The organism is Thomasclavelia spiroformis DSM 1552, assembly GCF_025149465.1.
GTDB classification, from domain to species: Bacteria; Bacillota_I; Bacilli_A; order Erysipelotrichales; family Coprobacillaceae; genus Thomasclavelia; species Thomasclavelia spiroformis.
In genome coordinates, this window is the sequence record NZ_CP102275.1 from 1042736 (window position 1) to 1056047 (window position 13312).

A 13312-nucleotide genomic window follows, 5' to 3' on the forward strand; every position below is an offset into this window, starting at 1 on the left:
ACTTTATAGCGGAATGTTCACTAATAGATATTTTAAAAATAGCTTAAAAGGAACACAAATATGAATAATAAATGTGCTCCTTTTTATCTAGTTAATCATATTTTTATCTATATCTATAAACTTTTCTTTTTGGGTAAAATATTGCCTTGTAATTTTAGGACATATCAGTCGATTGCAGGCATATTCAAAATAACCTAATCCTCTTGAAATTCTTTTAAAAGCTTTTGGTAACTGCTTAAAATTCTCAATTGATTCGTTAGAAACATGATAATGAAATGTTGAGTCTAAATTTGTAATCTATGATAAAATGGTTGAGAATACATTTACTTGTTTAAAATATTTATATAAATTGTAAAATTAATTGTGACAGACTCATACTTACCGTTCTTAAGTTTTAATCATAATATTGATTGCTAGAAATGTGAATGATATACTATAAATGATGTTTTATACCTTATGTATAAGTATTAAAACGAATGAATAATTGGATTTTATAAAAGTGTGAACATCAAATAGGATTACAACAACCGTGGAAGATTTTTATTAATAGAATAATTTTTAAAACTTAGATGTGATTAGTAATTGGAGTTGTAATGATATGCTCGCAAAGATTGATAAAGATGAAGCTGTTAATCTTGGCACATTTGTAAAAATAGCATTATACTTCGATTATGGAATTGATGAGAAGTTTTGAATTTGAAAGAGAAAGTGAAGGAGATAAATAAAATGGCAGAAGCAGAAAACAGTAAAGACCTTATAAGTGTATTATGGAGTGGAGCGGACATTCTTCGATCAAAAATGGATGCAAATGAATATAAAGACTATTTATTAGGAATTGTCTTTTATAAATATTTATCAGATTCTTTTTTGATTAAAGTATATGATCTAATCAATGATGAAAAACCTTCATCATTAAAAGAAGCATTGGAAGAATACCGAGAAGCATTAAAAGATGAAAGTGCTGATGAGTTGATGGAAGAAATCAAATCTGCTTGTCACTATGTTATTGAACCTGATTTGACATATACTTATTTTGCTGATGCAGCTAGAAATAATTCATTTAACAGAGAGTATTTACAAAAAGCGTTTAATAATATTGAACAAAGTAACCCACTATTCGCTGATTTATTTACTGATATTGATTTATATTCTAATCGTTTAGGAACTGGTGACCAAAAACAAAGTGATACTATTTCAAATTTAATCAAGGAAATCGATAAAGCAGATTTATTAAATACTGATGCTGATATTTTAGGAAATGCCTATGAATATTTAATCGGGCAATTTGCATCAGAAACCGGAAAGAAAGCAGGGGAATTTTATACCCCTCAAGCAGTTTCTAAAATTTTAACAAAAATTGCAATTGCTGGACAGGAGAATAAAAAAGGGTTATCTGTATATGATCCTTGTATGGGGTCTGGCTCATTACTTTTGAATGCAAAGAAGTATTCTAAGGATCCAAGAAATATAAAATACTATGGTCAGGAACTTATGACCTCAACATATAATTTAGCAAGAATGAACATGTTTTTGCACGGTGTTGTTCCAGAAAACCAGAAATTAAGAAATGGTGATACATTAGATGCGGACTGGCCAACTGATGAAGAAACAAATTTTGATATGGTTCTTATGAATCCACCATATTCAGCTAAGTGGAGTGCAGCTGCTGGATTTTTACAAGATGAACGTTTCAGTGATTTTGGTGTATTAGCACCTAAATCAAAAGCAGATTATGCATTCTTGTTACATGGACTTTACCATTTGAAAAATAGTGGAACTATGGCAATCGTATTACCACACGGTGTTCTTTTTAGAGGTGTTGCTGAAGGTAAAATAAGAGAAAAATTACTTCGGTCAGGAAATATTTATGCTGTTATTGGATTACCAGCAAACTTATTCTACAATACATCTATTCCAACTTGTATTGTTGTTTTGAAAAAGCATAGAGATGGACGAGATGTACTATTTATTGATGCGTCTAAGAAATTTAACAAAGGAAAAAAACAAAATGAAATGACAGATGAACATATTGAATCTGTAATAGATTTATATATGAAAAGAGAAACTGTTGATAAAGAATCTTATCTTGCCAGTTTTGAAGATATTGAAAAGAATGCTTTCAACTTAAATATTCCTCGATATGTAGATAACTTTGAAAAAGAAGAACCTGTTGATATTAATGCACTTTTAACAGAAATGAAACAAACAGATGATGAAATTCAAAAAGTACAAAATGATTTTGTATCATTATTACATGAATTAACCAGCACTGATGAAAGCATAATGGCATCTTTAAATGAGTACATTAAGATGGTTGAGGAGGGATTATAGTGAAAAAGCCTAAAATCAGATTTAAAGGTTTTAATGATGATTGGGAACAGCGTAAGCTGGGAGAAATATTCAAATATGAGCAACCACAAGCATATATTGTTGAAAGTACTGATTATGATGAGAAAAATAATATACCGGTTTTAACTGCAGGACAAAGTTTTATTTTGGGTTATACAAATGAACAATTTGGTATAAAAGAAGCAAGTGGGAGAAATCCTGTAATCATTTTTGACGACTTTACAACTTCTTCGCATTATGTGGATTTTCCTTTTAAAGTTAAGAGTTCTGCGATAAAATTACTTAGTTTAAATAATCCTAACGACAATATGCACTGTGCTTATAATGTATTGCAGTGTATCGGTTATTTGCCTGTTAGTCATGAACGACATTGGATCTCCATTTTTTCAAAATTTGATGTTTTGTTACCTAAAAGTATTGATGAACAGGAACAAATAGGACAATATTTAGCTAATCTTGACAATCTCATCACTCTTCACCAGCGTAAGTGCGATGAAATCAAAAAATTAAAAAAATATATGCTTCAAAATATGTTTCCACAAAATGGTGAAAAGGCTCCTAAAATTAGATTTGATGGGTTTACTGATGATTGGGAACAGCGTAAGCTATCTGAGATTGCTACAATGCATGCAAGAATTGGATGGCAAAATTTACGAACATCAGAGTTTTTGGAAAACGGCGATTACATGCTTATCACGGGAACAGACTTTGTTGATGGATCGATTAACTATTCTACTTGTTACTTTGTTAACAAAGAACGATACGAACAGGATAAAAATATACAGATAAAAAATGGAAGTATTTTGATAACAAAAGACGGAACTCTTGGAAAAGTTGCGTTAGTTCAAGGATTATCAATGCCTGCGACACTTAATGCAGGGATATTCAATATTGAAATCAAAAATGAATTGGAGATAGATAATAAATATCTCTTTCAATATCTAAAAGCACCGTTTTTACTAGACTATGTAAAAAAAAGAGCAACTGGTGGAACTATTAAACATTTAAATCAAAATATACTTGTAAACTTTCCTGTATTAACGCCTCAAAAATTGGAGCAAACTAAAATCGGACAATATTTTTCAAATCTTGACAATCTCATCACTCTTCACCAACGTAAGTGTGATGAATTAAAAAATATGAAGAAATTCATGCTTCAAAATATGTTTGTATAGAAAAAAATATGAATTCAAGATATCAAAATTTTTCTATTTCTGATATCTTGAATTTTCATTAGTAAGGTTTAAATGTTTAATGGCTTACGATGTTTATCACCAAAAGCCAACAATATCATTTTTAATAGATTTTATTAATAAAAATAAAATTTTACATTAAATACATTTGACTATTTAGGAAAAAAATCGCATGAATTTAAAATTTTGACTTTTGTTTGGGAACAGCGTAAGCTGGGAGAAATAGGATCAGCAAGTTCTGGAGTTGGATTTCCTAACAGCGAACAAGGTGGTAAAGAAGGAATTCCTTTTTATAAGGTTTCAGATATGAATTTAGAAGGTAATGAAATTGAAATGACTGTTTCAAATAATTACGTCACTAAAGAGCAAATTGCTAGAAAAAAATGGTCACCTTTAAATGATGTACCAGCAATGTATTTTGCAAAGGTTGGAGCAGCAGTAATGCTTAATCGTAAGCGTTTATGCCGTTTTCCGTTCTTGTTTGATAATAATACCATGGCTTATTCATTGAATAAAGAATATTGGGATATAAACTTTGCAAAAGCAGAGTTTGCAAAGATAGATTTGACTAAATTAGTTCAAGTTGGAGCATTGCCATCATATAATGCAAATGATGTTGAAAGTATTAAAATTATGATTCCTTCCCTATTTGAACAAAGCAAGATTGGGAATTATTTTGATGAGTTGGATCGTCTCATCACTCTTCACCAGCGAAAAATATTATTGGACAAATATTTTTTAACAATAGATTGGGAACAGCGTAAGCTTGGAGATTGCACATTTTTATCTGGAAAAAAGAATAAAAATAATTTAAATTTAGAACCATATGCAATAACAAACGAACATGGATTTATACCACAAAATAAAGCGCATGACGAGTTTGGGTATATGAAAGATACTGATAGAAGAGCCTATAATATTGTATCTAAAAATTCATTTGCATATAATCCTGCAAGAATAAATATAGGATCAATAGGTTATTATAAGGGAACTGAAAACGTGATTATAAGTTCACTTTATGAGGTGTTTCAGACTGTCGATTCAGTTTATGACCCTTTTTTATGGCAATGGTTTAAAACAAAAGATTTCCAGAATTGGATTATACGTTTACAAGAGGGTAGCGTTCGATTATATTTTTATTATGATAAGTTGTGTGAATGTATAATAAGAATGCCAAAATTGGAAGAACAGATTAAAATAGCAAATTATTTTGAGGCCTTAGACAACCTCATCACTCTTCACCAGTGGAAGTGTATGATTTCTAGAAAAAATATAGTGTACGCTTGGGAACAGCGTAAGCTGGGAAAAATATTTGTTAGCATGCAAAATAATACACTCTCAAGAGCTGATTTATCTTATGATAGTGGGGTTGCTATGAATGTTCACTATGGTGATATTTTGGTGAAATTTGGTGAAGTGCTAGATATAAAATCGGAGCGACTTCCTATGATCGTGGATGAGACTGTTCTTGATAAATATAAGTCGTCATTTTTGAAAAATGGTGATATCATTATTGCAGACACTGCAGAAGATGAAACGGTTGGAAAGTGTACTGAAATAGCAGGTTTGAGTGACGAATATGTCATTTCAGGACTTCATACAATTCCCTACCGTCCATTACAAAAATTTGCTTTTGGATATCTTGGATATTATATGAATTCTACTTCCTATCACAATCAACTATTACCACTAATGCAGGGAATAAAGGTTACTTCAATTTCAAAGGTATCATTACAAAATACGGTTATTATATATCCAAAATCAAAAGTTGAACAAGCAGCTATTGGAAAATATTTTTATAACCTCGATAACCTAATTACTCTTCACCAGTGGGAGTGTATAGTTTGTACAAAAATAAAGGTAAATACTTCGATACAGTGTAAGTTCATAAAAATAGGTGTTAAATTACAAAAATGTATACTTCTAAGTATCATTTTATTGTTTAAGCGAAGAAAAATAAGTTGTATTTTCTATGTGAATATTTTATTACGATTTATTAAAGTAATAGAATTGGAAATTGAATTGATTTTTGGTATTATAGATGGAACTATAATTGTAATATTTTATTTAAAAATCAGATGTTTATATTTAAATATATTTTGTACATTTATATTTAAGTTCAATAAATGAACATATGATTATTGGATATTTATTAGAGATATATTAATAAATTAATTTTTTTAGAAATCAGATTTAGTAACAAAGGAGATGATGATTATGCCAGAATTAGAAGCATTAATAGAACAAAAATTGATAGATCAACTGGTTTACGGAGAATCTCAGTGGACATACAGGAAGGATTTAAAAACAGAAGAAGATCTTTGGAAGAATTTCAAATATATACTGGAACAAAATAACAAAGATAGATTGAATGGTGAAGGTCTTTCTGATGCTGAATTTGATCAGGTGAAAAACCAGTTACAGTTTTCTTCTTTTTATAAAGCTGGAGAATGGCTGGTTGGTGAAAATGGTAAAGTGATGGTTCATGTGCAAAGGAATACAGAAAAGTTACATCTTGTGGTTATGAATCATGAGCATATTGCTGGAGGCAGCAGTGTGTATGAAGTTATCAATCAATATCGTGCTTTAGATACTGATGGAAGTAATATACCTGAACGAGATCGTCGTTTTGATGTTACCCTTATGATTAATGGTTTACCAATGATTCATATTGAACTTAAAAATAAACAACATTCTTATATGGATGGTTTCTGGCAAATTAAGAAATATATTGGTGAGGGGAAGTTTACCGGAATCTTTTCTGCTGTTCAGATGTTTGTTATTAGTAACGGTGTAGATACAAAGTATTTTTCTGCAGCTAGTGATACCGAATTAAACCCTAAATTTATTAGTGGCTGGCTTGATAGTGATAATAATCCAGTATGTGATTATCTTGATTTTGCAAGATGTGTTCTTCGTATTCCAGAAGCCCACGAGATGATTGCTAGATATACCGTTCTTGATGAAGAGTCTAAGCGATTGATTTTATTAAGACCGTATCAGATTCATGCAATTGAGGCTATTCGTGATGCTTCTAAAATAGGTAATTCAGGATTTGTATGGCATACGACAGGTTCAGGGAAAACATTAACCTCATATAAAGCTACAAGAAATCTTTTGATGGATATTCCATCACTCGATAAAACAATTTTCTTGATTGATAGAAAAGATCTTGATGCTCAAACTACCCTGGCATTTCAGGCATATGCAAATAATGATTTAATTGATGTTGACGAAACAAGTAATGTAAATGATTTAAAAAATAAGTTAAAATCTAGTGATCGACAAGTAATTGTAACAACAATACAAAAGCTTCAAAGATTGATTACAAAACGTTTGCAGGAAGATACACCAGAATATAAAAAAATAAAAAATTTAAAAATAGCTTTTGTTGTTGATGAATGCCATCGAGCAGTAAGTCCAACTACAAAAAGAGAAATAGAAAGATTTTTTAGTAATTCTATGTGGTATGGATTTACAGGAACACCGAGATTTGCGGAAAATCCTTATCCAAAATTGGGTGATTTACCTAGGACAACAGAAAAATTGTATGGCAAATGTCTGCATAAATATACTATTCAAAATGCTATTCATGATAATGCGGTACTTGGATTTCAAGTGGAGCATAACGGGCCAAAAAATATGATTGATGAAACGAATGTGGCTATGTATGATAACGAAGTACATATGTTAAAAGTTTTAGATGTTATTTTAAATAAATCATATCATAAACTTGGTTTTCAAAATGGAAAAGGAATGACTTATGAAGGAATTTTAACTACAAGTTCAATTCAGATGGCACAAAAGTATTATGAACTTTTGAAAAAAGTAAAAAACGGAGAAACAGATCTTGTTATTGATGAAAAAATGAAACAGGTTCTTCCTGATTTTCCTAAATTTGCAATTACATATTCTGTATCAGAAAATGAAGAAGGATCAACTGTAAATCAAGATAAGATGAAAGTATCATTGAATGACTATAATAAAATGTTTGGAACAAAATTTGATATGTCTCAAATTCAAAGTTATAATAGTAATTTAAATGATCGTCTGGCAAGAAAAAAGGTTAAATATAAAAGTAGAAGTGAGCAACTTGATTTAGTTATCGTAGTAGATAGACTATTGACTGGATTTGATGCACCTTGCATGTCTACGATGTATATTGATAGACAACCAATGGGACCTCATGATTTGATTCAAGCATTTTCAAGAACTAATCGTATCTTTGATAAAAATAAAACTTATGGACAAATTGTAACGTTCCAGGCACCGATACTTTTTAAAGAAGCAGTTGATACTGCAGTTAAATTATATTCTGCTGGTGGTACAAAAGATGCTTTAATGGCAGAATGGGATGAAATTGAATCAGCTTTTAGAAAAGCGCTAACAACTTTAAGAGCATTTGCAAGTACACCTGAAGAAGTTGTAAATATGTCTATTAAAGAAAAGGAAATGTTTGCGAAGATTTTTCAGAATTTTGATAGATTATTCGCTCAATTAAAGTCATTTACTTGTTATGATGATTCTATGTTAGACGAATATAAGATAACTCAGGAAGAATATGATAATTATGCAGCACATTATTATAATGTAATAGAAGAGTTAAAAGAGTATAGGTCAAATATTGATAAAGGTGATGATCCTGCAAATATAGTTATTGATTCAGATTATGAACTGATGGCATACAGTCATACTAAAATTGATTATGAATATATCATCAACTTAATTCAAAATATTGTTAATCAAGACAGTGCAGATGGAGAAATTACATTTGAAATAAGGCAAAAGAAAATTGATGAAGTAAAACAATATATTGAGGAATTAAGAAAAGATAATTCTAAAGTTGCTGATATTATGGCTAATATTGTTTATGAAATTGAATTAGATGAAAATAAATATCGGGGACAGTCGATATTGAATATTATCGAAAGTACTAAGCAAGAATGTATTGAACAAGTAGTTAACGATTTTTGTGATGCTTGGTATGTATCTGAAGAGGAAGTAAAATATGCAGCCACTCATTATCGAAATGGTGTGATTCCAAATGAAAGTGCAATTAAGGAAACAGCAAATTTTGCAAGTTATAAACAATCTCAAGAAAAGACTGTTCCAAAATTTAAATATTACTCTAAGATGATGGCTGAACTTAGAAAATTAATGGAAGAAGAAATAAAGCCACTTATAATACGTTAAAAAAATATAATAAAAGTTTCTTTGTCTATATCAGTGTGGGCAATTGGTAGATGGAGGTCGCTTATGTTAAACGATATAAACAAGGAAACTTTATTTTGTGAATATTATAAACAATGGATAGAGGTATATAAAAGAGGTGCCATTAGAGATGCGACAATGGCAAAATATTTGATGACACATAAATGGGTTGAAAGACTTATTCCTGATTTAAAAATAAAGGAATTGACTAGAACAGCATATCAACAACTTTTAAATGATTATGCTAAGGAACATGAAAGGCAAACAACACTAGATTTTCATCATCAATTAAAAGGGGCAATTTTAGATGCAATTGATGAGGGGTTGTTAAGTAGAGATCCTACCAGAAAAGCAATTATTAAGGGTAAGACACCTAAGGTAAAGAAAATTAAATTTTTAAATCAATTTGAGCTACATACCTTACTTGCAAATCTTGATTTAAAAGAAACTGTGAATTGGGATTGGTTTATTTTACTTGTCGCCAAAACAGGAATGAGATTTTCAGAAGCCTTAGCAATTACACCGGAGGATTTTGACTTTTCAAGACAAATGTTGTCTATTAGTAAAACCTGGGATTATAAAGGAGAAGGAGGTTTTTTACCAACAAAGAACAAATCATCTGTAAGAAAGATACAAATTGACTGGCAAATTGTAGTTAAGTTCTCTGAACTCATTAAAACATTGCCAAAAGATAAGCCTATTTTTGTTGGTGAAAATAAAATATATAATTCGACAGTTAATGATGTTTTAACAAGGCATTGTAAAGAATGTGGCATTTCAATAATATCTATTCACGGTTTAAGACATACACATGCTTCACTGCTATTATTTGCAGGTGTATCGATTGCCAGTGTAGCAAGGAGATTAGGTCATGCTAGTATGACAACAACACAAAAAACATATTTACATATTATACAAGAACTTGAAAATAAAGATGTTGATCTCGTAATGAGAACATTATCAGGATTATAATTAATAAAATAGAAAATTGCTTGCACTGATAGTATGTAAATAGAGATTAATTTTAAGAAAAATTATGAACGGCAGATTTTTAAAGCTATTCAAGGATAAATAATAAATTATATTGTTTAATACTAGAACACAATGATATTGTACAATTAATATTATATTCATTATGTTGAATTGATATTATTAAGATGATTGAAAATATTATTATAGTGATATACAAAATGCATTGAGCTTTATTTCATCAGCATTAAGTGGTTGATATGATTTAATAGTTTTAAAAGAATATCAAGCTACGACTGAAATTTCAAGTCAAATATTAAAGTTAAAATACTATATAGTTTTTTATCAAGTCAAAGGCGATACTGTTTATATTGAAAGGTAAAAAATTAATTAAGAAATACGAAATTACACAGAATCAATGTTCTTTGGATTAACTACACAACAATACATATTTTCATTTTTGTCAGTTTATTTATATGTAGAAAAAATAGTATCATGGTTCTAGGTTTTTGTAGGAGAACTATTTGCTACATTATATTAGATTTTTGATAGTTGACAAATAATTAAAATTTTAATAAACTTTAATAGAATTAAATAAACTGGTTCGAAAGCCAAACCCAGTATAAAAAACTAAGAATAATAATGAAAGTGGCTTTGCCACTTTTTATTATTATTTGGCTTCAAACTGTAATTTTGGAGAGGTAAGAAAATGAAAAAAAGAAAAGATTTAATTAAGATGATTACTTTAAATGCAATGGTCGCTACTATTTATGCAGTGTTAACTTTGATGATTCAACCACTGGCATATCGAGAATTGCAATTAAGGTTATCAGAGATTGTTGTATTATTAGCGTTTTATAACAAAAAACTAATACCAGGGCTAGCAATAGGATGCTTTATAGCAAATATTCCTTCACCTTTAGGGGTTATTGATTGGATTGTTGGTCCTTTAAGTACATTAGTTGTATGCTATTTTATGAATAGAGTAACGAATATTTATCTTTCGGCTTTAATTGGATCAATAGCAACAGGATCAATTGTTGGTGGGGAATTGTGTTTAGTTTATCATATCCCTTATTTAATTAATGCACTGTATGTTTTTATTGGTGAAGCAATTGTATTATATTTAGGAACAGTTGTTTTTAAACGATTAGAAAAGAATGTTAAGTTTATAGAATATATTAAGGAGTAATTATGGAGCGTTATAGTCATATCTTAGAAAAAGATAAAAGAGAAATAGTTTTATTAAAGTCAAGACCATGTATATGGGGTAAGTGTTCGTTTTGTGATTATATTGAAGATAACGACGTTGATCAAAAAGAAAATCAGAAGATTAATGATGAAGTATTGAATAAGATAACTGGTCAATATGGAGTATTAGAAGTTATTAATTCAGGTAGTTTTTTTGAATTACCTGATGAAACAATAGAAAGAATATATAAAATTATTGGTGAAAAAAAGATAAAGAGATTATATATAGAAGCTCATTATTTATATAAAAAGAAGATAAAAGCTTTAAGAGAAAAATTTAAAATAGAGATTATCGTAAAAACTGGTATCGAAACTTTTAATGATGAAATGAGAAACAATGTTTTAAATAAAAATATTCATTTTGATAAAATCGAAGAAATATTAGAAGATTTTGATTCACCTTGTTTAATGGTAGGTATCCAAGGTCAAACTAAAGAGATGATTAGAAAAGATATTGAAATACTAACCAAATATTTTGATCATGGAACAATTAATATATATCGTAATAATTCTACACCAATAAAAAGAGATGAAGAATTAATAAAATGGTTTGATGAAGAATATCATGATTTAAAAAATAATAGAAAATATGATTATTTAGGAATCCCTACTGATTTTGGGGTTGGAGATTAAAATTTAGATATAAATTAAATACTGATAGACATATACCAAGAGCATAATTTCTTTAGACTAAAAAAATAGTGGATTGTATATTGGTGGTTTCTTTAAAAGAATTATTAATATTTCTTTATGACAATTATATCTTATTAGCGTTAAAATATGGTTGTTTTATTAATGAAACTTATGGTTAGATTAAAAGAAGAAGCTATATTAAAGAACTTACTAAAGAAAAACAAGAATACTAGCACATTGTATCTTGAGGAATTAGTATAAAATTGATAAAATAGGTATGTAAAAAATATTTAGATTAGGAGTTGAATGTATGGCTATTTTAGCAGGTGATTTTAAAACAGGGTTAACTTTAATTGTTGATGGTGATCCTTGTCAAGTTTTAGATTTTCAACATGTAAAACCAGGTAAAGGAGCGGCTATCTTAAAAACAAAGATGAGAAACTTAAAAACTGGTGCAATTCAAGAAAGAAATTTTAATGCTTCTACAAAGTTTGAAGCAGCAAACATTTCTAGAAAAGCAGCACAATATTCATATGAAGCAGATGGTACATATTATTTTATGGATATGGAAACATATGAAACATATGAATTAGCAGAGGAACAAGTAGGGGATACTAAATACTATATTATTGAAGGTTCAGAGGTATCATTAATGTTCTTTGAAGGATTATTATTATCTGTATCAGTTCCAGAAAAAGTGGAATTAACAGTTGTAGAAACAGATCCAGCAATCAAAGGAGCACCATCTAACCAAACAAAAGATGCTGTTACTGATACTGGATTATCATTACGAGTTCCTCAATTCATTGAACCTGGAGAAAAAATTGTAGTGTTTACAGCTGATGGTAAATATGCAGGAAGAGCTTAATTAAGCTCTTTTTTAAAATTATGAATAAGGTTGTATTAATTACAGGTGGAGCTCAGGGAATTGGGAAGGCAATTGCCTTAGAACTTGGAAAACAAGGTTATGATATTGTTATAAATTATTTAACATCAAAAAAAGAAGCTGAAATATTAAAAGATAAAATTATCAAGGATTATGGGGTACGATGTATAGCGATTCAATGTGATGTTTCTAAGGAAAATGAAGTAGATAAAATGATATCTACTATTGAAGCAAAACTTGGTGGTGTTGATATTTTAATCAATAATGCTGCAATTGATTTATCAAACTTATTTCATTTAAAAAATGCTGATGAATTTAAAAAAACATTAGATGTAAATGTAGTAGGGGCATTTAATTGTAGTAAGCGAGTATATCGTCATATGATCGATCAAGAATATGGAAGAATAATAAATATTTCTTCGACTAATGGGATTAATACTTATTATCCAATGTGCATTGATTATGATGCAAGTAAAGCAGCGTTAATTTCAATGACGCATAATCTGGCTTTCGAATTTGCACCATATGTTAATGTAAATTGTATTGCCCCAGGATTCATTGGTACTGAAAATGAATTGGATGGATATGATGAAGAGTTTTTAAAGGAAGAAACAGAAAAAATAATGGTTAACCGTTATGGTAAACCAGAAGAAGTAGCTTATTTAGTTAAGTTTTTAATTAGTGATGAAGCAAATTTTATCAATAATACGATTATTCGTATTGATGGTGGACAAAAGGGAAGCTGTTAAAAATTGTTTAAGATTTATAAATTTGGCATAGTCGAGCAAGTCGTCTATGCCTTTTTCCTTTAGAGAGAATA

9 protein-coding genes and 1 riboswitch are annotated in these 13312 nt (G+C 29.3%); all 9 genes read left to right on the plus strand.

Annotated features, from left to right (window positions below; translation table 11 throughout):
• The first annotated feature begins 726 nt into the window (after positions 1–726).
• A complete protein-coding gene (locus NQ543_RS04800) occupies positions 727–2331 on the plus strand; it encodes a type I restriction-modification system subunit M (RefSeq protein ID WP_039904294.1) in 1605 nt (534 codons plus the stop codon).
• Positions 2331–3524, plus strand: coding sequence for a restriction endonuclease subunit S (locus NQ543_RS04805; protein WP_004610043.1), 1194 nt, complete (start codon positions 2331–2333; stop codon positions 3522–3524). The genes NQ543_RS04800 and NQ543_RS04805 overlap by 1 nt, the downstream gene beginning before the upstream one ends.
• Before the next feature lie 204 nt (positions 3525–3728).
• Positions 3729–5672 (plus strand): restriction endonuclease subunit S, encoded by a 1944-nt coding sequence (locus NQ543_RS04810; protein WP_004610042.1) that lies wholly within the window; start codon positions 3729–3731, stop codon positions 5670–5672.
• A gap of 87 nt (positions 5673–5759) precedes the next feature.
• On the plus strand, positions 5760–8735 hold the full coding sequence (locus NQ543_RS04815) for a type I restriction endonuclease subunit R (protein WP_148344858.1): 2976 nt from the start codon (positions 5760–5762) through the stop codon (positions 8733–8735).
• A gap of 63 nt (positions 8736–8798) precedes the next feature.
• Positions 8799–9725, plus strand: coding sequence for a site-specific integrase (locus tag NQ543_RS04820; RefSeq protein WP_039904287.1), 927 nt, complete (start codon positions 8799–8801; stop codon positions 9723–9725).
• Positions 9726–10315: 590 nt separating this feature from the next.
• A riboswitch (PreQ1 riboswitch) is annotated at positions 10316–10362 on the plus strand.
• Between the two features lie 69 nt (positions 10363–10431).
• Positions 10432–10914, plus strand: coding sequence for a QueT transporter family protein (locus NQ543_RS04830; protein WP_004610039.1), 483 nt, complete (start codon positions 10432–10434; stop codon positions 10912–10914).
• Positions 10915–10916: 2 nt separating this feature from the next.
• Positions 10917–11606, plus strand: coding sequence for a radical SAM protein (locus NQ543_RS04835; protein WP_004610038.1), 690 nt, complete (start codon positions 10917–10919; stop codon positions 11604–11606).
• Between the two features lie 310 nt (positions 11607–11916).
• The gene (gene efp / locus NQ543_RS04840) at positions 11917–12474 is read left to right on the plus strand and encodes an elongation factor P (protein WP_004610037.1); all 558 of its coding nucleotides are present in this window, start codon (positions 11917–11919) and stop codon (positions 12472–12474) included.
• A 20-nt stretch (positions 12475–12494) separates the two neighbouring features.
• Positions 12495–13241, plus strand: coding sequence for an SDR family NAD(P)-dependent oxidoreductase (locus NQ543_RS04845; protein ID WP_004610036.1), 747 nt, complete (start codon positions 12495–12497; stop codon positions 13239–13241).
• The last annotated feature ends 71 nt before the right edge of the window (positions 13242–13312 follow it).